Below are 21,824 nucleotides of genomic sequence, written 5' to 3' on the forward strand. Positions count from 1 at the left end.
CGATCAGATCTGCATCTGAAGCCGGGGCGGGGCCCCGCTGTCAATCGTCGGCCGGGCGATGAACGGCGCGGCAGCCCTGGCGGGCTGACGGACTCAGGCCGCGCGAATCTCGGCGACGACCAGCCCCTTGGGACCTTCGGCGAACTGCACCCGCACCGTCTCGCCCGGCAGCAGGTCGTCGAGGCCGAACCGGCGCAGGGTTTCGATGTGGACAAAGATGTCGGTGGCGTCGCCCGGGCGGACCACGAAGCCATAGCCCTTGGTGCGGTTGAACCATTTGACGGTGGCGGGCTCCAGTCGCGGATCCTCCGGCGCGTTGACGGCCTCGATCCGGCGCGGAACGGCGGCGGGCGCGGCCGGGGCCAGGGTATGGACCCTGGTGACCTGCCAGCCCTTGGGGCGTTCGGCGCAATCAAACACGATCTCGGCCCCCTCCCCGGCCACGTCCTGGCCGGTGTCGCGCAGACAGGTGACATGCAGCAGCACATCCCGGAACCCCGTCTGGTCCGGCGCGTCGGGCACGATGAAGCCATAGCCCTTGCCGGGATCAAACCACTTTACACGCCCGCTGAGCCGAACCGCGTCCGCCGGCAAGAGGCCTTCCTGTTCTGACAATGCAACCCCCGCTTGCCCACGACCCCCGCGTGAAGCTCGGCTGTTTACCACGGTTCCGGGAACAGACAGAACCGCAAAACGGCACGTTTTTCTCAGCAGACGTCCAGAAAAGGGCCGAGACCTGCGCTCGCCCGCGTCAACAGGCCGTGATGCGCAAGAAGTCTGTCAGCTTGATCGTGCCCGGACGATTCCGGCCAACCGGGCGGGCCCGGCCCGAGCCGCGTTCAGACCTGCGCCTCCGCCGACCCGGATAACGGGATCGCCCCGGCCCGCCGCAGATCGATCCGGGCGGCCGATTGCAGGATGGCCGTCGGCGCCCGCCTCTCGATCTCCGCCAGGAACTGACCCAGCCCCGCCCGACCGTCCGCACTGGTCAGATCCACGCCCCTCAGGGTGTCCAGAATCCGCGCCGTCGTATCATCGATATCCATCCATTCCTCCCGTCGTGACAGCCGGATTTGATCCAGAACCGTCCCGGGAACGGGCGCAATCCTTCGTTCCCTATTTGTTCCGGTTGTCCACAAGAACCCGCAGCTCGCCATCAGAGGCGACGCAAACACAATGATTTTGAAGGAAAGCCCCGCGTGGCAGTCCCTAGGGGAGTCGAACCCCTCTTTTCAGGTTGAAAACCTGACGTCCTAACCGATAGACGAAGGGACCGCTGCGCGGGGAGCCGGCGATATAGCCGCCGATTCCGAGGGTTGCAACCCCTGTTTGGCGCTCCAGTGAAACAGACGCCGCCCCGGCTCAGGCCATGCGCGGATCGGCGGCGTCCTCGATCTCGAACTGCACCCCCCGGCGGCCGTTCCAGTCGTCGGCCTTCAGCCGGCCGACCACATTCAGCCCGCCCTGCCCCGCCAGCAGGGCCCGGCCCAGCGGCAGGTCGGCGCAGCGCCAGGCGATGGCCCGGACGCTGGCCCCGTCGGCCCCGACCAGACGACAGCGGACATGGCCGCCGTTCATGGCGACCGGTTCGCGCGCCTGAACCCCGCCCAGGGCGAACAGGGGCTCGGGATTGGCCGGGCCGAAGGGCGCCAGCCGTTCAAAATCGTCGAACAGGGCCCGGGTGGCGCTGGACGGATCGATCAGGGCGTCGACCTCGACCACATCAATGGCCTCGGCCCCGGCCTGTTCGCCGGCCAGCCGGTCGTTGAGAAAGTCGCGCAGCCGGCCGATGCTCTCGACCCGCACCGTCAGCCCCGCCGCCATGGCGTGACCGCCCCCGGCCAGCAGCACGCCCTCGTTCCAGGCGGCCTGGATGGCGCGTCCCAGATTCATCCCGGGCTGGGAGCGGCCCGAACCCTTGCCGATGCCGTTCACGGCGTCCACGCCGATGACGATGACGGGTTTGCGCCAGCGTTCACGCAGTCGTCCGGCGACGATGCCGACGACGCCGGGATGCCAGTCCTCGCCCTCGACCACCACCACGGCGGAACCGTCTGCGTGATGGCCGGAGGCCTCCACGCGGCGGATGGCGGCGTCGGTGACCTCACGTTCGACATCGCGGCGGGCCAGGTTCAGGGCGTCCAGTTCCTGCGCCAGGATCGCCGCCTCGGCCGGGTCGTCGGTGGACAGGAGCCGGGCCCCGAGATCGGACTTGCCGATCCGCCCCCCCGCATTGATGCGCGGACCAAGGATAAAGCCGGCGTGGTTGCTCTTGGCCGGGCCCTGTTCGGCGCCGGCGGCGGCCAGCAGGGCGCCCAGCCCCGGATTGCCCCAGTCGGACATCACCTTCAGCCCCAGACTGGTCAGGGCGCGATTGAACCCGGTCAGGGCGGTGACGTCGCAGATCGCCCCCATGGCCGCCAGATCCAGCCATTTGCGGATGTCGGGCTGGGGCCGGGCGTCGCTGAACAGCCCCCTCGCCCGCGCCTCGCGGTTCAGGGCCGCCAGCAGCACGAACACCACCCCGGCGGCCGCCAGATTGCCCTGGCCCGAGTTGCAGCCCGGCCGGTTGGGATTGACCACGGCCAGACAGGCCGGCGGCTCCTCGCGCATCATATGGTGGTCGATGACCACGACCTTCAGGCCGATAGCCGCCGCATGGGCCACGGCCTCGTTCGCCGCCGCCCCGCAATCGACGGTGACGACCAGATCGGCCCCCCGCGCCTTCAGGGTGTCGAAGGCCTTCGCGCTGGGGCCGTACCCTTCGGTCAGCCGGTCCGGCACATAGATCGGCAACTCTGCGCCCATCTCGCGGAACCAGCGCACCAGCAGGGCCGCGCTGGCGGCGCCGTCGACATCATAGTCGGCGAACACATGGATCGACCGTCCGGTCTGCAAGGCCTCGACGATGGCGGCGGCCGCAACATCCATGTCCAGAAAGCTGGACGGGTCGGGAAACAGGGCCTTCAGCGTCGGGGTCAGGAAGTCCGAACCCTGATCGGCCCGGACGCCGCGCGCCGTCAGGGCCCGGGCCAGGGGCTCGCCCAGTCCAAGTCCCTGCATATGGGCCCGCACGGTCGCCGGGTCGGCGGGACGCTGACGCCAGGCCCGGCCCGAGAGCGAGCGGGCGATGTCCAGAAATCCCGATGCCGGCGCCCCGTCGGCCATGTCAGACCGGCCGGGTCGTGCGGATGCGGCGGATCGTCCGCCGGGCGGAGTCCATCACCAGCGTATGGGTCGAGGCCATGCCGTCGCGGATCACCACCCCGTCCAGCATGTCTCCGCGGGTCACCCCGGTGGCCGCGAACACCACGTCGCGCGAGACCAGATCGGCCAGTTCGTATTTGCGGTCCAGATCCTCGATCCCCATCGCCCGCGCCCGGTGGCGTTCCTCGTCATTGCGCCAGACCAGCCGGCCCTGAAACTGGCCGCCTGTGCATTTCTGGGCCGCCGCCGCCAGCACGCCCTCGGGCGCCCCGCCGGACCCCAGATACAGGTCGATGCCCGCGTCCGGCTCCCCCGTATGGATCACCCCGGCGATGTCGCCGTCCGAGATCATCGTCACCCGGGCGCCGACCTCCCTCAGGGCCGCGATCAGCCGGGCGTTCCTCGGCCGGTCCAGCACACAGACGGCGATGGCCTCGGGCGCCACGCCCCGGGCGGTCGCCATGGCGCGCACGTTTTCCTCCGGCGACCGGTCCAGGTCGACCGTACCGGCCGGATAGCCCGGGCCGATGGCGATCTTGTCCATATAGCAGTCGGGCATCTTCATCAGCCCGCCGCTGAACGAAAGGGCCAGAACCGACAGGGCGCCGCCCATGGCCTTGGCCGTCAGGGTCGCCCCCTCCAGCGGGTCCAGGGCCACGTCCAGGGCCGGCCCCCGTCCCGCGCCGACGCTGGCCCCGATATACAGGGGCGAGGTCGTGTCCTCGCCGCCCTCTCCGATCACGATCCGCCCGGCGATATCCAGCTCGTCCAGACCGCGACGCATGGCCTCGATGGCCAGTCGGTCGGCAGTCATTTCGTCGCCGCGCCCGACGCGGCCGGACGCCGCGATCGCTGCGCGCTCCGTCACCCGAACGGCGTCGAAGGACAGGGTCGAGGGCAGCGCGGGGGAAATGACGGGCGCCGAATCGGCCATCGACGGGAACTCCTGCGGCGGATTGTCATCTGGAACGGCCCGCCGACGCCAGTGGCGAAGATCAGGACCGGTGGGGGGCTAGGGACGTCGTCCGATCGGCGGCGGGGCCTTGCCGCGCTGTCGCAACGCCTCGGCCCAGGCCTCGATCTCGGCCAGGCTCCGTTCGGCGGCCGGGGAGATCCGGACCGCCGCCAGCCGGGCGCGGACCTCGCTTTCAAACACGGCGGGGTCGCCGAGCCGCCATTCGATGTCGGCCACCTCCCGCTGCAAGCCCTGGTCGGCGGCATTGAGGGCGGCGACCCGGGTCGCGATGACGGCCGGGGTCGGATTATCGATCGCCGCTTTCGGGAAATCGCTCCAGCGTGGCCAGGTGCGGTTGGCCTCGACCAGGGCCTGGACCTCGCCGTCGATCGGAGAGCCGCCCGCCGTCGCCTCGAAGTGTCCGGCGCAACCGCCCAGGGCCATCAGCCCGGCCAGACCGGTGGCGAGCGTGGTCGCCGCGGATCGGGCCCTGATCTTTTTCATCGCGCGACCGTTCATTTCGGGACCGGTCATATGCCATGATCGAACCCGGCGAAAGGGCGACCGTAGCCGCCCCGATCCCGACAAGCCCTGCAAAGGGGCGCCCCCAGGAGGAATCGCCTTGGCCAAGACCCCCTCTGCCCCCCCGTCGCCCGCGAAAACGCCGCGCAAGTCCGGCCGGCCGACCTCGGCCCGCCCCGCCCGGCCAAGGGCGCCGAAGGCCGCAGCGGCGTCTGCCGTGGAAACGACCGCGCCAGAAACCGGGGCCGAAACCCGGGCCGAAGCCCGAACAGAGCCCCGCGCCGAACCGCGCCCCGAGCCCCGGCCCGAACTGGCGCCCCCCGCCGCCCCGGACGTCCCGGCCCATCCCTTCGCCATGGCCGAGGCCCAGAGGGAGATGATCGAAACCCTGTCGGTCAACCTCGCCCGCGCGGCCATGACGGCCCAGACCGCCATGACCGAGGCCGCGATCAGCCAGGCCGGACGAATGCAGGACAAGCCCGCCGCCGCGCCCTCGGCCGACCCCTTCAACATGGCCCCGGCCATGGGGGCGGTGATGACCGGCCTCGCCGCCCGGCCCGACAGGCTGTTCACGGCCCAGGCCGATCTGTTCAACCGCTATCTGGATCTGTGGAGCAGCGCCTCGCGCCGCGCCGCCGGCGAACCCGCGGCCGAAACCGTCAAGGACAAGCGGTTCAGGGACCCCGCCTGGGCTGAAAACCCCATGTTCGACATGATGCGCCAGTCCTATCTGGTCACCTCGGACTGGATGAACAGCCTGATCTCCAGCGTCGAGGGCGTCGATCCGACGGTGAAACGCCGGGCCGAGTTCTTCACCCGATTGCTGACCGACGCCTTCTCGCCCGCCAACTTCCTCGCCTCCAACCCGGTCGCATTGAAGGCGATGGCCGAGACCAACGGCGAATCGCTGGTGCGCGGCATGCAGAATTTCGCCGCCGATCTCGAGGCGGGCATGGGCAGGCTGCGCATCAGCCAGGCCGACTATGGCCAGTTCACCGTCGGCGAGAATGTCGCCACAGCCCCCGGCCAGGTGGTCTGGCGCGACGAGCTGTTCGAACTGATCCAGTATGACGCCGCGACCGATCAACAGCGGGCCATTCCCCTGCTGATCTTCCCGCCCTGGATCAACAAATTCTACATCATGGACCTGCAGCCGGCGAACTCGCTGATCCGCTGGTTGTCCGGTCAGGGGTTCACCGTCTTCGTCTGTTCCTGGGTCAATCCGGATGTGGACAAGGCCGGCTTCGGCTTCGACGACTATCTGGAAAAGGGCATCTATCGCGCCACGCAGAAGGTCATGGACCAGACCGGTCAGGACCGGCTGAACACCGTCGGCTACTGCATCGGCGGCACATTGATGGGCGCCGCCCTGGCCCATATGGCCCAGACGGGCGACGAACGCGTCAACGCCACCACCTTCTTCGCCGCCCAGCACGATTTCCAGGAAGCGGGCGACCTGCTGCTGTTCACCGACGAGCACTGGCTGAACGAGGTCGAGCAGCAGATGGACGCCGCCGGCGGCGTCCTGCCCGGCAGCGCCATGGCCGACACCTTCAACGCCCTCAGGGCCAATGACCTGATCTGGTCGTTCTTCGTCTCCAACTATCTGATGGGCAGGTCGCCGGCGGCCTTCGACCTGCTGTTCTGGAATGCCGACCAGACCCGGATGCCCAAACGCCTGCACATGGACTATCTGCGCCAGCTCTATGGCCAGAACCGGCTGACGAAGGGCGAGTTCGAGATCGGCGGGATCCGGGTCGACCTCTCGAAGGTGAAGATCCCGCTGTATTTTCAGGCCTCGCGTGAGGACCATATCGCGCCGATGGGCTCGGTCTATCGCTCGGCGAAGGCCTTTGGATCGGACGACGTCACCTTCACCCTGGCGGGCTCGGGCCATATCGCCGGGGTCATCAACCCGCCCTCGGCCAACAAATACCAGCACTGGACCAATACGGCCCTCCCCGCCGCCCTGGCGGAATGGCAGGCCGGCGCCGTAGAGCACCCCGGCAGCTGGTGGACCCACTGGGCCGAATGGCTGCATGCCCGCTCCGGCGACTGGATCCCCGCGCGCGATCCGTCCAAGGGACCGCTGGCCGCAATTGAACCGGCGCCCGGCGCCTATGTGAAGGTCAGGTCTTGAAGTCTCTCGAACCCAATCTGCTGCTCGCCGCCACGACCGGGATGGCCCTGGTCCTGCTGGTCATGACGGCCAGTCTGTTCGGCGAGCCCGGCCAGACGCTGAAATACGTCATCCTCGCCGTCGTCTGCGTCCCCGCCCTGGTGGTCGGCAACGGCATCCTGACCCGACGGGCCGGTCGGGTCAGCCCGCCGATGATCTCACCCCAGGCCCCGGCCACGGCGGTCTGGGCGGCGATCGTACCGGGCCTGGTGATGCTGTTTGCGGTCGTCCCGATCCTTTTTTCGGGCCACGACTACGGACTGCTGGTGATCATCGGCGCAGTCCTGACCGGGGTGACGGTCGAATCGGCGATCAAGGCCCGCCGCCCCGGCTGACCGTCGGCCGCGATCCACGGGCCGTCAGGTTGTCAGGCGCCCGCGAGAGCCGACGGAACCCGCCGACCGCCCTCAGGCGGCGACGGGCATCCGGGCGATATGGCAGTGGGACCACAGCTGGTCCATGGCCGAGACCAGGGCGTCCATCATGCCGTCGTCATGGTTCGGCGACGGGGTGAAGCGCAGACGCTCCGTCCCCTTGGGCACGGTCGGATAGTTGATCGGCTGCACATAGACGCCGAAGTCTTCCAGCAGCATGTCCGACACCATCTTGCAGTGGACCGGATCCCCGACCATCACCGGCACGATATGGCTGTCATTGTCCATCACCGGGATACCGGCGGCGGCGAAACGCTCTTTCAGGGCCCGGGCGCGTGCCTGATGCGCCGCGCGCAGTTCAGGATGGGCCTTCAGGTGGCGGACCGAGGCCAGGGCCCCCGCCGTCAGGGCCGGCGGCAGGCTGGTGGTGAAGATGAAGCCCGAGGCCCAGCTGCGCACGGCGTCGATGATCACGGCGTCGGCCGCGATATAGCCGCCCATCACGCCCACAGCCTTGCCCAGGGTGCATTCGATGATGTCGATCTGGTCCAGGACCCCGTCGCGCTCGGCCACACCGGCGCCGGTCTCGCCATACAGGCCGACCGCGTGGACCTCGTCCAGATAGGTCATGGCGTTGAACCGGCGCGCCAGGGCGATCGTGCCCTTCAGGTCGGCGATGTCCCCGTCCATGGAATAGACGCTCTCGAAGGCGATCAGTTTCGGCGCATCGGCCGGCGCGGCGGCCAGCAGTTGCTCCAGATGCTCCAGATCGTTGTGGCGGAACACATGGCGTTCGCAGCCGCCGTTGCGGATGCCGGCGATCATCGAGGCGTGGTTCTGGGCGTCCGAAAAGATGATCAGGCCGGGCAGGATCTTCTGCAGTGTCGCCAGCGTCGCTTCATTGCCGACATAGCCCGAGGTGAACAGCAGGGCCGCGTCCTTCCGGTGCCAGCTGGCCAGTTCCGCTTCCAGATCCACCGCCGAGCGCGTTGTGCCCGAGATATTGCGTGTGCCGCCGGCGCCGGCGCCCACGGCGTCGATCTCGGCCTGCATGGCCTCGATCACGACCGGATGCTGGCCCATGCCCAGATAGTCGTTCGAGCACCAGATGACGACGTCCTGTTCGGACCCGTCGTCACGACGACGCACGGCCTTCGGAAACTCGCCCCGGACGCGCTTCAGATCGGCGAAGACCCTGTAGCGTCCCTCGTCCTTCACCTGGTCGACGGCGGATTCGAATGCAGCCTTGTAGTCGTAGGGGGCGTTGTACACTCTGATCGGCTCTTCAGCGGTCCGGGCAGACCCGGCGAAATCTGCGGGGGCTATTGCGCCGATTGACCCCTGTTGTCCACGCGAGGGCAAGGACAAAACGCCGCAAACCCCTAATTGATAACGGTTCTCAGTCATGGTCGAGCCTCAACGGTTTCGACCGTCATGACCCGGAACGGGTGAAGCCCGCCTTGCGATGGATCAATCGGCGTGATCCGCCGGACGCGGCGGGATGCGCGGCCGGCTGCCGGCGTCCGGCGTTGATCATGTCGAGGACGGGGGCGAGCCGTTCGATCAACACAGCCGGCAACGGCTTTCCCGCTGTCCGGCTGTGGGTTTTCCCGCTGACCTCGGCTGCGTCTTCTCAGTCCGGCTTGCGGAAGCGATAGACGAACTGGTCCGTCTTGCCGCGAATGGCCGCGTCGAAGACATTGATCGAATGGTCGTCGGCCGGATTGGCCAGGACGGCGCTCTCGCCTTCAAGGACGAACCCCGCCGCCTCGACCTGGGCCTTCAGCGCCGCACCCTCGATCCGGTGCAGGGTGCCTGCGACCGAAATCCCTGTTCCCGGCGCCGCCTGATGGTCGATCAGGATGTACAGTCCGCCCGGCTTCAGCGCCTGGAACACCCGGGCGTTCATCCGGTCCACGTCCACCCCGAACCGGGGGATGGTGAAGTCGTGGTACTCCTGGCTCATGAAGACGATGTCGAGCGGTTGCGGAAAGGCGAAGGTCGCCGCGTCCAGATCGCCATTGATCCGCGTGACATTCGGCAACCTCGCCTGAACCGGCTCGAAGGTGACATTGTCCCGCTCGGCCGTCCGGTTCGGGATGAAGCCGTAGACGTGGCCGCTGGACCCGACCGCGCCGGAGAACAGGGTGGTGAAATAGCCGTTGCCCGGCCGCACGTCGGCGATGTGATCGCCGGGCGCCACGCGGGCGAAGGCCAGGATCGCGGCGGGATGGCGCGCCGCGTCCCGCTCGACATCGGCGGCGGGCCGCGACGGGTCGCTGACAATGGCCGCATAGGCGTCGGCCGCCTCTGAAGAGGCCGCCGCCTGGACGATGGTGCGCTCTCCGCCGTCGCTGGAAATGACCACACAGCCGGCCAGACCGGCCGCCGTCATCGCCGCGGCCGCCGTCCACGCCGCCGCCCGGCCCACAAATCGCTTCGCCATCACCACTCTCCCATTCCTGCGAGGCGGATTTGCCGCGATTTCCGGCGCGCTGGCAAGCGGAACCGGCCCCCTTCCCCCTGATGGACACAGACGCCTATAAGCGCCGCCATGTCCCTGCCCTTCGCGCCCGCCCCCTATCCTCTCGCCCGTCCGCGTCGCCTGCGTTCCCAGCCCTGGATCCGGCGCATGGTGGCCGAGTCCACCCTGACCCCGGCCGACCTGGTCTGGCCGCTGATCGTCCATGACGGGGCTGAGGACCGCGTCCCGGTCGCCTCCATGCCCGGCGTCTTCCGCCTGTCGCCCCGGGCTGCGGCCGAGGCTGCGGTCGAGGCCTGCGGTCTGGGCATCCCGATGATCGCCCTGTTCCCGAATGTGGACGGCGCCCTCAAGGACAATACCGGCAGCGGGGCCACCGACCCGGACGGCCTGATTCCCGACTGTATCCGCGCCATCAAGGACGCTGCGCCCGGGATCGGCGTCATGACCGATGTGGCGCTCGACTGCTACACCGACCACGGCCATGACGGGGTGCTGGAGAACGGGTGCATCGTCAATGACGCGTCCCTGGAACGGCTGGCCGAACAGGCCTTCATCCATGCCCATGCCGGCGCCGATGTCGTCGCCCCGTCGGACATGATGGACGGCCGCATCGGGGCCGTGCGCGAGGCCCTGGAGGCCAACGGCTTTCACGACACCCTGATCCTGTCCTACGCCGCCAAATACGCCTCGGCCTTCTACGGCCCCTATCGCGATGCGGTCGGCTCGTCGAAATCCCTGATCGGCGACAAGAAAACCTATCAGATGGACTACGCCAACTCGGACGAGGCCCTGAAAGAGGTCGCCATGGACATCGCCGAGGGCGCCGACATGGTCATGGTCAAGCCCGGCATGCCCTATCTCGACATCGTCCGGCGCGTCTCCGAGACCTTCCGTCTGCCGACCTTCGCCTATCAGGTGTCGGGCGAATACGCGATGATGCAGGCCTCGATCGCCAATGGCTGGCTGGACGAGGACCGCGCCATCCTGGAGACCCTGCACGGCTTCAAACGCGCCGGATGCGCCGGCGTCCTGACCTATTTCGCGCCGCAGGCCGCCCGCCTGCTCGGCGCCTGACCCCCGGCATTTCGAAAGGCCTTCCATGACCGACACCGACCAGGACTATGTCTATGACGAAGCCACCGGCGAGTGGCTCAGCCCCGCCGAGGCGGCCGAGCGAACCACGCTTCAGGCGGTCAAGGTGCTGGATTCCGTCGGCAACGAACTGAACGACGGCGACAGCGTCACCCTGATCAAGGATCTGACGGTGAAGGGCGCCGGCCAGACGCTGAAACGCGGCACGGTGATCAAGTCGATCCGCCTGACCGGCGACGAACAGGAAATCGACTGCCGCCACCCGACCATCAAGGGTCTGGTGCTGCGCGCCGAATTCGTCCGCAAGGGCTGAGGCCTACGGCTCCGACCGCGCCAGCAGGGCGACCAGGTCATCCGTCCAGAACCGCGCCCAGGTGTGGGTCCCGTGACCCTTGCCGTCCGGGCTGTTCGGTATCAGCCGGTACCGCACGTCGGCGATGCGGCGCACGAACGGTTCCGCCAGTCCCAGCTCGGGTGGATTGATGAAGTCGTCGGCCGAGTTGATCCAGGTCACCGGCGCCGTGATCCGCTCAAGGCCGCCTGACGGGTCATAGTCGTGCGACGCATTGACCTGATGCCACAGGTCATTGGCGTCCAGGCTCGGCAGACGACGGTCCATCTGGGTGCGGGCGAAGACGTCGACCGCCCCGGCCGTGGCCAGATCGCGCTGCATCGGCATCGCCGCGCCGCCCGCCAGAACCAGCAGATTCACGGCCGTGCGCAGACCCTGAACCGGCTGGGTCGTATAGTCGCCGCCATTCCACGCCGGGTCGGACCGGATCGCGTCCTTCAGCATGGTCCGCCACAGCCGGTTGCGACCGACGATCGCCGTCGGCTGGCAGGCCATGGGCATCAGGGCGTCGGCGAAATCGGGATGGGTCTGGCCCCAGACGAAGATGTGCATACAGCCCATCGATGTGCCCAGCATCAACCGCACCCGGTCGACGCCCAGCCCCTCGACCAGCAGCCGCCTCTGGGCCTCGACCATGTCGGCATAGCCGTAGTCCGGAAAGCGCGCTCTCAGGCCGTCGCTCGGCTTCGACGAGCCGCCGTGACCCAGATTATCCGGCATGATGACATAGTACCGCGTCACATCCAGCGGCTGGCCGGGGCCGAACAGGTCATTGGCGAACTGGGGCGACAGGAACTGGCCGCCCGTCCCGCCCGTGCCGTGCAGCAGCAACACCGCATTGGTCACCCGACCCGAGCCGTCGCGCACCGGCGACCCCAGGGTCCGGTAGTGCATACGCAATTCAGCCAGTGTGTCTCCGCCGGCGATCGGGAAATCGCGCGTGCTCCAGTCACCCTCGGTCGGGGTCCAGACCGGTGTCGCCGCCGTCGCCAGAGCGCGGCTCAGGGGCGGCGTCTGGGCCGTCGCCATGCCTGCCGTCCCCAGGGTCAGCCCGGCCGCCAGAACCGCAGCCCATGTCGTGCTGCGTTTCATTTGACGTCTCCCGGCCCGGGCAGCCGCGCCTTCAGGCTGGAGGTGTCCCAGCGATGTCCGCCCATGGCCTGGACCTCGGCATAGAACTGGTCGACCAGGGCCGTCTGGGCCAGTCGCGCGCCGTTCGAGCGGGCCTCGTCCAGCACCAGGCCCAGATCCTTGCGCATCCAGTCGACGGCGAATCCGAACTCGAACTCCCCGCGCGCCGCCGTCTTCCAGCGGTTGTCCATCTGCCAGCTCTGGGCCGCGCCCTTCGAGACGGCGTCGAACGCCGCGTCGGTGTCCAGCCCGGCCATTTGCGCAAAATGGACGGCCTCGGCCAGACCCTGGACGACGCCGGCGATGGCGATCTGGTTGACCATCTTGGTCAACTGGCCCGAGCCGGAAGGCCCCATGTGCTGAATCGCCTTCGAATAGGCCATGACCACGTCATGGACCCGCGCCAGGGCGGCCGCATCTCCGCCCGCCATGACGCTGAGCTGACCATTTTCGGCCCCCGCCTGACCGCCCGAGACCGGGGCGTCGACAAAGAACCGGCTGGTGCCGGCCGCCAGGGCCGCCATCTTCCGCGCGACCCGGGCCGAGGTGGTCGTGTGGTCGACGATCACCGCCCCCCCGGCCAGATGCGGCAGGGCTTCGGTAACGACCGCTCGGACGTCGTCGTCATTGCCGACGCACAGCACCAGCAGTTCGGCGCCTGCAGCGGCCTCCTCTACGGTCGCGGCGAAACCCCCTCCGGCGGCCCCGGCCCAGTCCCGGGCCTTGGCCGGCGAGCGGTTATAGCCGGTCACCGCATGGCCCGCCCTGACCAGATGGCGCGCCATCGGCCCGCCCATGACGCCCAGTCCTGCAAAGGCGATCTTCATGGTCCGCTATCCTTGATCCTCGGGTTCAGCGGCGATGCCGAACCGGCCCCGGAAATAGGTCAGGGCGTCGCCCGGACCCGATGTGAACCGCTCCACCTGCCCCACGATGGCGACATGGTCGCCCAGGGGAATGCGCTGGTAGGTTGCACATTCAAACCGCGCCAGGGCCTCGGCCAGGCAGGGCGGCCCGTCATCGATCCGCGTGAACTCCTCCTCGCCCAGCACGGCCACGCCGCGCGCAAAGCGGCGCGCCACGGCCTCGTCATCGGCCGGCAGCATGTGGATGGCGAAGCGGTTCGCCCGGGCGAAGATCGGCCAGCGCTCGGACCGCTCATCCAGGCACCACAGAACCAGGCGAGGCTCCAGCGACACCGAGGTGAAGGAATTGACCGTGATTCCCAACGGCCCGCCCGGACTGTCGGCCGTGACCACGCACACGCCGGTCGCAAAGACTCCCAGCGCCCGGCGATAGGCGGCGGTCTCTCGGGCGAGGTCGTCGGGGAGCGGTTCCAGAGGCACAATGACCGGACTAGCCCGAATCCCCGCGTTGCGCGACCGGCGATGGCGAAGAAATCGGCATCGGCGTCCGGCCGTCACCGCAGCGGGCGGATGGCCCGTCTCGCCCGCTGTGTCTCGGCGTCATAGCGCGTATTGGCGTCCAGGATCGCCTGTTCCCCGGCCTGGCGCGCCGCCGTCATTCCGTCGCAGTCATGGGCCGCGCGGATGGCCGACAACATGGCCTCCATACCGGCGTTGATTCGCATCGCCCGGCCGTATTCGAAGGCCTCGATCTGCTGCACATAGGCGTCCCAGCGTTCGCGCATCCGGGGCCCGGCCTCTGCAGCGGCCGCCAGTTCGGGCAGGGTCGTCTCGATCTGCCAGGTCAGTTCGGCCGAGGACGGCACACAGCCCGTCCCGTCGTTTGTCCAGCGCACCTGATTGCGCCATTCGGTCCGGGCGGGCACGCGCTCGCCGCGACGTGTCACCGGTCCCTTGAGATCCATCTGGATATGGAGGTCCCGGGCCAGATCGCCGGTGATCTCATAGGTTTTCACGGTCACATTGGGGGTCTCGCGCAGCGGAACCGGGGGGCGTCGCGGCACATCGATCTGGACCACGGCCTGAAGCGTCAACATCACCAGCGCGGCTGTTCCAAACATTTGTCTCTCCCGGCCGCCGGCGGCCCGTCATGCAAACAACTTCTTAAGACGGACGGGCCATCGTTGGCTAACGAACAGAGTTAAGGCCGGGGCCGCGTTTCGATGTCTGCGAACGATCGTCCGATCCTCATCAAGAAGATCAAGAAGGTCCAGGGCGGCGGTCACCACGGCGGCGCCTGGAAGGTCGCCTATGCGGACTTCGTGACCGCGATGATGGCCTTCTTCCTGCTGATGTGGCTCATCAATACGACCGATCCGGAACAGAAACGCGGCATCGCCGAATATTTCGCCCCCGCCAGCGTCTCCGAGACCACGTCCGGATCGGGCGGTCTTCTGGGCGGCACGGCCCTGGGTGAAGAAGGCGCCAAGGGCGCCGGCTCGGTCTCGGTGATCAACCAGCTGGCCCCCGAGGCGCCCCAGGATGCGCCCGAACAGGCGGGTCAAAGCCAGAACCTTTCCGCCGCCAGCGAGGAGGCCCTGAAGGATGAGATCGCCAAACGCGAGGCGGCCGAGTTTTCCAGCGCCGCCGAATCGCTGCGCCAGGCCATGCAGCGCATGCCTGAACTCGCCGAGCTTTCGAAACAGCTGATCATCGACCAGACGCCCGAAGGCCTTCGCATCCAGCTGGTCGATCAGGAAGGCCGCTCGATGTTCGACCAGAACTCGACCCGGCCCAACGCCCGCGCCCAGGTCCTGCTGCGCGCCGTCTCCAGCGTCATCAACCGCCTGCCCAACCGGGTCTCCATCACCGGCCACACCTCGGCCGTGGCCGGCTCGGGGCGCGCCTCGGCCGCCGGCGACTGGACCCTGTCGTCCGCCCGCGCCGACGCCTCGCGCCAGATCCTGCAGCGGTCCGGCGTCGATCCGGACCGGGTCTATTCGGTCGCCGGCAAGGCGGGGTCGGATCCGCTCTATCCCGACGATCCATCCCTGGCCGGCAACCGCCGGATCTCAATCGTCCTGCTGCGCGAGGCGCCCGTCCTGCCCTCGGACACCAGCCTGTGAGGCCGACGCGCCACCACTGTGGCGCGATTGCCCTTGCGAAGCGCGGCGACGCGGGGCCAGATCAGGCCATGTCTCAGACGGGCCTGCCATATTGTCGACCGATCGGGATGCGGAGCTGACGCCGTGACCCAGCACGTCCCGACACGCCAGCTTCGCTTCTTCATGACCGCTGTCGCGCCCTGCCCCTATCTGCCGGGCATGACGGAACGCAAGGTGTTCGCCAACCTGCCCTTCTCCGACGGGGCCCATGTCAATGACGAACTGACCCACGCCGGTTTCCGCCGCAGCCAGAACATCGCCTATCGCCCCGCCTGCGATGCGTGCGACGCCTGTGTCTCTGTCCGCCTGCCGGTGCCCGAGTTCGCCTTCAGCCGCTCGCAGCGCAAGGTCCTGGCCCGCAACGCCGACCTGACCCGGGCCCTGGTCGAGGCCGAGGCGACGACTGAGCAATTCGGCCTGCTGAAACGCTATCTCGCCCGTCGCCACCCGGGCGGCGGCATGACCGACATGGGCTGGTCCGACTATGTCTCCATGGTCGAGGACACGGCCGTCCGCACCCATCTGATCGAATACCGCACCCCCTCCCCCGATGGCGGACCCGGGGATCTGGTCGCCGTGACCCTGACCGACCTGCTCTCGGACGGACTGTCTATGGTCTACAGCTATTTCGACCCGGAGATGGAACGGCGGTCGCTGGGCGTCTTCGCCATCCTCGACCACCTGCGTCAGGCGGCCACGGTCAACCTGCCCTATGTCTACCTCGGCTACTGGGTCCAGGGCTCGTCCAAGATGGACTACAAGGCCGCCTTCCGCCCGATTGAGGCCCTGCGTCCGCTCGGCTGGACCCGGCTGGACTAGCGGCTGGTCGGAACCGAGGTCCAGACCGTTTCCGGCACAGCCGTGGCCGCCACGCCCGCGGCCGCATAGGCCGGTTCCTCCCGTCCGCCTCCGAACTTCACCAGGGCCGCAATCCGGTCCTCGATCGAGGGGTGGGTGGCGAAGATGGCGTCGATGCCGCCGGCGTCGGGCTGGTTGTCCAGAAACATGCCCTGCACCTCGTCCGGCGCGGCCAGCTTGGACCGGCCCGAGACCTTGCGCAGGGCCCGGATCATGGCGTCGGGGTTCTTGGTCAGCTCCACCGAGCCCGCATCCGCCACATATTCCCGCGTCCGCGACAGCATCAAACGGATCACCACAGCCAGAAAGGCCCCGACGCCCGCGATGGCGATGCCGATCAGGATCAGCGGCCCGGCGTTCTTGTTGTCCTTGCCCCCGCCCCGGACGTGGAACAGGCCCCGGAAAGCCAGTTCGGCCACGACGCTGATGATCCCGGCGAAGATGGCCGCGATCACCATGGTCCGCACATCCTTGTTGATGACATGGGTCAGCTCATGGGCCAGCACCGCCTCCATCTCGTCGCGGTCCAGGGCGTCGATCAGTCCGCGCGTCACTGTGATCGAATAGCGCCCCTCGTGCAGGCCCGAGGCGAAGGCGTTCAGGGTCGGGCTGTCGATGATCCTCAGCGCCGGCGTCGCCATCCCGCGCGAGATGCACAGGTTCTCCAGCAGATTGTAGAGCTCCGGCGCGGCGCGGCGGTCGACCTTGCGCGCCCCGGTCATCACATCAATCATCATCTGGTTGCCCAGATAGGCGATGGCGAACCAGAGGGCGGCGATGGCCAGGGCGGCCGGGATGGTGAAGCCCAGCATCGACCCGGCCAGCACCAGATCGTCCTCCAGCCCCCGCCCGCTCCCCTGGATCAGGCCGAACCCCATCAGGATCAGCTGCGCCCCGTAGAGCAGAAGCACCAGCAGCACCGGAAACCCGGCCAGCAGCAGCAGGGACCGGGTGTTGTTGGCCCAGATATGGGTCGAAAGTCCGACCGCGCCCATCAGGATATCCCGATCAGAACTTCACGGTCGGCGGGGCGGCGTCCATCGCGGCCCGCTGGTCGGCGCCCACGTCGAAGAAGGGCTTGTCCGAACCGAAGCCCACCATCCCGGCGAACAGGACGGTCGGGAACTGGGCCCGCACCGCATTGAACTCGCCGACGGCATTGTTGAAGAAGCGGCGCGCTGCGGCCAGCTTGTTCTCGATGTCCGACAGATCGGCTTGCAGCTGCAGGAAGTTGGTATTGGCCTTCAGGTCCGGATAGGCCTCCGACAGGGCGAACAGGCGACCCAGGGCGCCGGTCAGCATGTTCTCGGCCTGGACCTTGTCATCGACCGTCGCAGCCCCGGCGGCGGCGGCGCGGGCGGCGATCACGGCCTCCAGCGTCCCCTTCTCGTGGCTGGCATAGCCCTTCACCGTCTCCACCAGATTGGGGATCAGGTCCTGACGCTGCTTCAGCTGCACGTCGATGTCGGCGAACGACTGGTTCGCCTTCTGGTTCAGCGCCACCAGCCTGTTGTAGGCCGCGACAACGAGGAAGCCGATCACGGCGATGATGACGACGATGACGATCAGGGCGGTCATGGGGTTCTCCATTCTTGTCCGGATCATCGGGCGCCGGGCGCGCCATCGCCAGTGAAATCAGCGTCAGGTCAGGTTCCGAAGGTCTATCGGAACTTCCGCAGCCCTCTCGGCCCCATCCGGCCCGCCCCGGCGCGCTTGCCGATCCAGTCCTTCCAGTCGGGCCAGTTGCGGCGACGGCCGCCGCCATCGACCCATTCCGGACCGTGGGCGCCGTCGAACACGGCGATGTCCTGCAAGCCGCCCCCCTTGTAGGACTGCAGCTTGACACCCTTGCCCCGTCCCATCTCGGGCAGTTCCTCGGCCTTGAAGATCAGGGTCTTCAGGTTCTCGCCGATGGTGACGACATGATCCCCGGTCAGCCGCATCAGGGCCAGAAGGTCGCCGTTCAGCACCTGTTTGCCGCCGCGTTTCTGGGCCAGCATCTCGTCCTCGGGGGCGATGAAGCCATAGCCGGCCCTGGACGCCACCACCAGTTTCGCCCCGGGCTGGTGCGCCAGGACAGCGATGATCTCCGCCTTCTCATCCAGCTCGATCATCAGCCGCAGCGGCTCGCCATGGCCGCGCCCTGAGGCCAGTTTGTCCGCCCCGAGGGTGAAGACCCGTCCGTCAGACGCCGCAACCAGGATCTTGTCCGTCGTGAAGGCGGGCACGAGGAAGGCCAGGCTGTCGCCCTCCTTGAACTTCAGCTCCGACGGATCCTCGACCTTGCCCCGGGCCGCCCGGATCCAGCCGCGTTCGGACAGGATGACCGTGATCGCCTCGCGCGGAATATAGGCCTCCGGCGCCGCAAAGGCCGACGTATCCACCGCCTCGGCGATGGTGGTCCGGCGCGGCGAGATCAGGGCCTTGCGCACATCCTGCAGCCCCACGGCCAGCAGTTTGGTCTGTTTGGCCGGAGAGACGATCATCGCCTTCAGCCCGGCCAGTTCCTCGGCCAGGGTCTTGTATTCATTCTCGATCGCCATCTCCTCGATCCGCGCCAGCTGGCGCAGCCGGGTGTCGAGGATATAGTCGGCCTGCATCTCGGTCAGGCCGAACCGGGCGATCAGGACCGCCTTGGGCTGTTCCTCCTCGCGGACGATCCGGATCACCTCGTCGAGGTTGAGGAAGACGATCCTCAGGCCTTCCAGCAGGTGCAGCCGCTTCTCGACCCGCTCGATCCGCCAGTTGGCGCGCCGGATCAGAACCACGCGCCGGTGATCGAGGAAGGCCACCAGACAGGCCTTCAGCCCCATGACGCGCGGGGTATTGGTCGCGTCCAGCACGTTCATATTGATCGGGAACCGCACCTCGAGGTCGGACAGCTTGAACAAACTCTCCATCAGGACCTCGGGCTCGACCGTGCGCGATTTCGGCTCCAGCACCAGCCGCACGTCCTCGGCCGACTCGTCGCGCACATCGCCCAGCAGCGGCGCCTTCTTGTGTTCGATCAGATCGGCCAGGGCCTCGATCAGCCGCGACTTCTGCACCTGATAGGGCATTTCGGTGACGATGATCCGCCACTGGCCCCGGCCCAGATCCTCGGTTTCCCAGCGCGCCCGCAGCCGCACCCCGCCCCGGCCGGTCTCATAGGCGTCCAGGATCGAGGCATGGCCCTCGACCGCCACGCCGCCGGTGGGGAAGTCCGGTCCGGGCACGATCTCCGCCAGCTCGGCCGTGGTGGCCTCGGGCCGCTCCAGCAGCACCAGACAGGCGTCGATCAGCTCGCCCGCATTGTGCGGCGGAATCGAGGTCGCCATGCCCACGGCGATGCCCGACGACCCATTGGCCAGCAGGTTGGGGAAGCCGGCCGGCAGGACGACCGGCTCCTCGTCCTGATCGTCATAGGTGGGGCGGAAGTCGACGGAGTCCTGGTCGATACCGTCCAGCAACAGCATGGCGGCGGGCGTCAGCTTGCACTCGGTGTAGCGCATGGCCGCCGCGCTATCGCCGTCGATATTGCCGAAATTCCCCTGACCGTCGACCAGCGGATAGCGCTGGGCGAAGTCCTGGGCCAGACGCACCAGGGCCTCATAGATCGAGGCGTCGCCGTGCGGGTGGTATCCGCCCATGACCTCGCCGACGACCTTGGCGCATTTGCGCGCCGCCGCCTGCGGGTTCAGCCGCATCTGGTACATGGCGTACAGGATGCGCCGGTGCACGGGCTTGAAGCCGTCGCGCACGTCGGGCAGCGCCCGGTTGGTGATGGTCGACAGGGCGTAGGCCAGATAGCGCTTCGACAGCGCATCGCCCATCGGCTCTTCGACGATGCGACCGCCTTCCGGCGGCGGGGTGTGAATGGTCATGAGGCTGCGAATCGTTCGGTTTGGGCCGGAAGTCTAGCCCGTATCGCCGGACGTGATCGTTCAGGCGTCGCCGATGGCGATATCCGGCGCGCCGCTGGTCACCGTGGACCGGCCGTCCTGAACCGCATCGAGCACCGTCTGGATGCCGGTCAGCAGGCTGGCGGCCGTGATCGGCTTGGCGATGTGCAGGTCAGCCCCGGCCTGCAGGGCGTCCCGGCGATGGTCGGCCATGGCATTCGCGCTCAGCATCACGATCGGGGTGGCGTCCAGCCCGCGTTCCCTCTCAAGGGCGCGGATGCCGCGCGTGGCCGTCAGTCCGTCGACGACAGGCATCTGCATATCCATCAGGACGAGATCAAACGGCTGCGCCGCAAAGGCGGCGAGCGCATCGGCGCCGTCCTCGACAATGACCAGATCGACGTTCTGGGTCGCCAGGATCAACTGCACCACCCTCTGGTTGGTCGGATGGTCCTCGGCCAGCAAGACCCTGAGCCCTGGCTGGTCGTTCGCCCCGGCGACACGCACCAGGGGCTGCACAGCCCGGCCGGCCTGCGCCGTCTCATCGGCATCCGACCGCACCAGCGGCAATCGCACCACAAACCGGCTGCCTGCCCCGGGCGTCGAGGACGCCTCGATGTCGCCGCCCATCATGGTCACGAGAGAGCGGCAGATGGACAGGCCCAGACCCGTGCCGCCAAAGCGCCGGGTGATGGTCCCGTCGGCCTGGGCGAAACGGTCAAACAGCCGGCTGGCCTGTTCATGATCGAAGCCGACGCCGGTGTCGGACACCGCCAGCGTCAGGATCGGGCGGCCGGGCCTGTCTTCCGTCAGATCAACGTCCAGCGACACCCTGCCCTGGTCGGTGAACTTGACGGCATTGGAAAGCAGGTTGGTCAGCACCTGCCGGATACGGCTGCCGTCACCCAGAAACACGCCCAGCGGCGTGGCCGGCCGCGCCGCCTCGATGGACAGTCCCTTGTCCTCGGCCTGCGGCCGCAGGGTCTCCACACAGGTCCGCAGCAGGCGGTCAAGGTCGAAGGGCCGTATTTCCAGCTCCAGCCGCCCGGCCTCGATTTTCGAGACGTCGAGGACCTCGGACACCAGCCGCTCAAGCACAGACCCGGAATCCCGGATCAGCGCGACCATCCCGGCCTGTTCCGGGCTCAGCCTGGTCCGCGACAGGGCATCGACAATCCCGATGACCCCGTTCAGGGGCGTCCGGATCTCATGGCTCATATTGGCCAGAAAATCGGATTTCGCCCGGTTGGCCGCTTCCGCAGAGGCCCGGGCCTCGGCAAGACCCCGTTCCGAGGCGATGCGATCGGTGACGTCCCGCGCCACCCCATAGATGCGGTCCCCGAACCGCTGGGCGCGCCATTCCAGAAGCCGGTAGTGCCCGTCCTTGTGACGGTAGCGGTTGATGAAGCCCAGGACGGGGTCTCCGGCCTTGCGCTGCTCGACCTCGCGGACGCTGTCCAGGGTGCGGGCGAGGTCGTCGGGGTGGAGCAACCGCAGCAGGGACCGCCCCTCCAGATCCTCGGGCGGGTGCCCCAGGCTTGCCTGCCATGACCGGCTCGCCCGGGTGACCATTCCGTCCAGATCGCGAACGATCAGGAGGTCCAGGGACACGTCGAAGAACGCCTCGATATCCGACTGCAGGTCGTTTCGCAGGCCGCTGTCATCCGGGACTTGCCGGAAGCCGGTCTCCACGAATGCGGCCTCAACCATGTCTGCAACCAACCCCGGGCAAGAAAAGCGACGGGCGGACATTGCCA

At 68.0% G+C, this 21,824-nt stretch carries 21 protein-coding genes and 1 tRNA gene; 6 read left to right on the forward strand and 16 right to left on the reverse strand.

Annotation, left to right across the window (positions count from 1 at the left end):
* Positions 1-93: 93 nt before the first annotated feature.
* The 6 genes from ACW17W_RS08520 to ACW17W_RS08545 form a co-directional block, all read right to left on the reverse strand.
* Positions 94-594 carry a cold-shock protein gene (locus ACW17W_RS08520; RefSeq protein WP_492076487.1) on the reverse strand — a complete coding sequence of 167 codons (501 nt, stop codon included), beginning with the start codon at positions 592-594 and terminating at the stop codon, positions 94-96.
* A 245-nt stretch (positions 595-839) separates the two neighbouring features.
* Positions 840-1,046, reverse strand: coding sequence for a hypothetical protein (locus ACW17W_RS08525; RefSeq protein WP_492076488.1), 207 nt, complete (start codon positions 1,044-1,046; stop codon positions 840-842).
* Between the two features lie 154 nt (positions 1,047-1,200).
* Positions 1,201-1,275, reverse strand: a tRNA-Glu gene (locus tag ACW17W_RS08530).
* Between the two features lie 87 nt (positions 1,276-1,362).
* Positions 1,363-3,168 (reverse strand): single-stranded-DNA-specific exonuclease RecJ, encoded by a 1,806-nt coding sequence (recJ, locus tag ACW17W_RS08535; protein WP_492076489.1) that lies wholly within the window; start codon positions 3,166-3,168, stop codon positions 1,363-1,365.
* A gap of 1 nt (position 3,169) precedes the next feature.
* Positions 3,170-4,141, reverse strand: a complete 972-nt coding sequence (glpX, locus tag ACW17W_RS08540) for a class II fructose-bisphosphatase (protein WP_492076490.1) — start codon at positions 4,139-4,141, stop codon at positions 3,170-3,172.
* A 78-nt stretch (positions 4,142-4,219) separates the two neighbouring features.
* Positions 4,220-4,666, reverse strand: a complete 447-nt coding sequence (locus ACW17W_RS08545) for a hypothetical protein (RefSeq protein WP_492076491.1) — start codon at positions 4,664-4,666, stop codon at positions 4,220-4,222.
* 394 nt (positions 4,667-5,060) lie between these two features.
* On the opposite strand from ACW17W_RS08545, the gene phaC reads away from it, so the two are divergent.
* Both phaC and ACW17W_RS08555 read left to right on the forward strand, forming a co-directional pair.
* A complete protein-coding gene (phaC, locus tag ACW17W_RS08550; protein ID WP_492080292.1) occupies positions 5,061-6,824 on the forward strand; it encodes a class I poly(R)-hydroxyalkanoic acid synthase in 1,764 nt (587 codons plus the stop codon).
* Positions 6,821-7,198, forward strand: coding sequence for a hypothetical protein (locus ACW17W_RS08555; protein ID WP_492076492.1), 378 nt, complete (start codon positions 6,821-6,823; stop codon positions 7,196-7,198). Before phaC ends, ACW17W_RS08555 begins: the two co-directional genes overlap by 4 nt.
* A gap of 72 nt (positions 7,199-7,270) precedes the next feature.
* On the opposite strand, the gene hemA is transcribed toward ACW17W_RS08555, so the two are convergent.
* Together hemA and ACW17W_RS08565 are read right to left on the reverse strand one after the other, a co-directional pair.
* A complete protein-coding gene (gene hemA, locus ACW17W_RS08560) occupies positions 7,271-8,509 on the reverse strand; it encodes a 5-aminolevulinate synthase (protein ID WP_492076493.1) in 1,239 nt (412 codons plus the stop codon).
* A gap of 361 nt (positions 8,510-8,870) precedes the next feature.
* Positions 8,871-9,683, reverse strand: coding sequence for a class I SAM-dependent methyltransferase (locus ACW17W_RS08565; RefSeq protein WP_492076494.1), 813 nt, complete (start codon positions 9,681-9,683; stop codon positions 8,871-8,873).
* A gap of 108 nt (positions 9,684-9,791) precedes the next feature.
* Here ACW17W_RS08565 and hemB point away from each other — a divergent pair, with 108 nt between their 5' ends.
* On the forward strand, positions 9,792-10,796 hold the full coding sequence (gene hemB / locus ACW17W_RS08570) for a porphobilinogen synthase (RefSeq protein ID WP_492076495.1): 1,005 nt from the start codon (positions 9,792-9,794) through the stop codon (positions 10,794-10,796).
* A gap of 124 nt (positions 10,797-10,920) precedes the next feature.
* Positions 10,921-11,127, forward strand: a complete 207-nt coding sequence (locus ACW17W_RS08575) for an alkylphosphonate utilization protein (protein ID WP_492080293.1) — start codon at positions 10,921-10,923, stop codon at positions 11,125-11,127.
* Positions 11,128-11,130: 3 nt separating this feature from the next.
* Here ACW17W_RS08575 and ACW17W_RS08580 read toward each other — a convergent pair whose 3' ends face one another.
* The 4 genes from ACW17W_RS08580 to ACW17W_RS08595 all read right to left on the reverse strand — a co-directional run bounded on the left by ACW17W_RS08580 (position 11,131) and on the right by ACW17W_RS08595 (position 14,284).
* Positions 11,131-12,258 (reverse strand): alpha/beta fold hydrolase, encoded by a 1,128-nt coding sequence (locus tag ACW17W_RS08580; protein ID WP_492076496.1) that lies wholly within the window; start codon positions 12,256-12,258, stop codon positions 11,131-11,133.
* Complete coding sequence (locus ACW17W_RS08585) at positions 12,255-13,124, reverse strand: NAD(P)-dependent oxidoreductase (RefSeq protein ID WP_492076497.1); 870 nt, start codon at positions 13,122-13,124, stop codon at positions 12,255-12,257. The genes ACW17W_RS08580 and ACW17W_RS08585 overlap by 4 nt, the downstream gene beginning before the upstream one ends.
* 6 nt (positions 13,125-13,130) lie before the next feature.
* Positions 13,131-13,643: a flavin reductase family protein gene (locus tag ACW17W_RS08590; protein ID WP_492076498.1), complete on the reverse strand. Its 513-nt coding sequence runs from the start codon at positions 13,641-13,643 to the stop codon at positions 13,131-13,133.
* A 74-nt stretch (positions 13,644-13,717) separates the two neighbouring features.
* Positions 13,718-14,284, reverse strand: a complete 567-nt coding sequence (locus ACW17W_RS08595; RefSeq protein WP_492076499.1) for a DUF922 domain-containing protein — start codon at positions 14,282-14,284, stop codon at positions 13,718-13,720.
* A 102-nt stretch (positions 14,285-14,386) separates the two neighbouring features.
* Here ACW17W_RS08595 and ACW17W_RS08600 point away from each other — a divergent pair, with 102 nt between their 5' ends.
* Positions 14,387-15,289 carry a flagellar motor protein MotB gene (locus ACW17W_RS08600; protein ID WP_492076500.1) on the forward strand — a complete coding sequence of 301 codons (903 nt, stop codon included), beginning with the start codon at positions 14,387-14,389 and terminating at the stop codon, positions 15,287-15,289.
* 123 nt (positions 15,290-15,412) lie between these two features.
* The gene (locus ACW17W_RS08605; RefSeq protein ID WP_492076501.1) at positions 15,413-16,147 is read left to right on the forward strand and encodes an arginyltransferase; all 735 of its coding nucleotides are present in this window, start codon (positions 15,413-15,415) and stop codon (positions 16,145-16,147) included.
* Here ACW17W_RS08605 and ACW17W_RS08610 read toward each other — a convergent pair.
* The 4 genes from ACW17W_RS08610 to ACW17W_RS08625 form a co-directional block, all read right to left on the reverse strand.
* Entirely contained in the window at positions 16,144-17,181 is a 1,038-nt protein-coding gene (locus ACW17W_RS08610; protein ID WP_492076502.1) for a M48 family metallopeptidase, read from the reverse strand. The two genes, ACW17W_RS08605 and ACW17W_RS08610, sit on opposite strands and share 4 nt — an antisense overlap.
* A gap of 13 nt (positions 17,182-17,194) precedes the next feature.
* Complete coding sequence (locus ACW17W_RS08615) at positions 17,195-17,764, reverse strand: LemA family protein (RefSeq protein WP_492076503.1); 570 nt, start codon at positions 17,762-17,764, stop codon at positions 17,195-17,197.
* 83 nt (positions 17,765-17,847) lie between these two features.
* A complete protein-coding gene (parC, locus tag ACW17W_RS08620; RefSeq protein WP_492076504.1) occupies positions 17,848-20,049 on the reverse strand; it encodes a DNA topoisomerase IV subunit A in 2,202 nt (733 codons plus the stop codon).
* 60 nt (positions 20,050-20,109) lie between these two features.
* Complete coding sequence (locus tag ACW17W_RS08625; RefSeq protein WP_492076505.1) at positions 20,110-21,777, reverse strand: PAS domain-containing hybrid sensor histidine kinase/response regulator; 1,668 nt, start codon at positions 21,775-21,777, stop codon at positions 20,110-20,112.
* Positions 21,778-21,824: the final 47 nt, after the last annotated feature.

The sequence above is a fragment of the Brevundimonas sp. FV1ye29L genome, assembly GCF_058681095.1.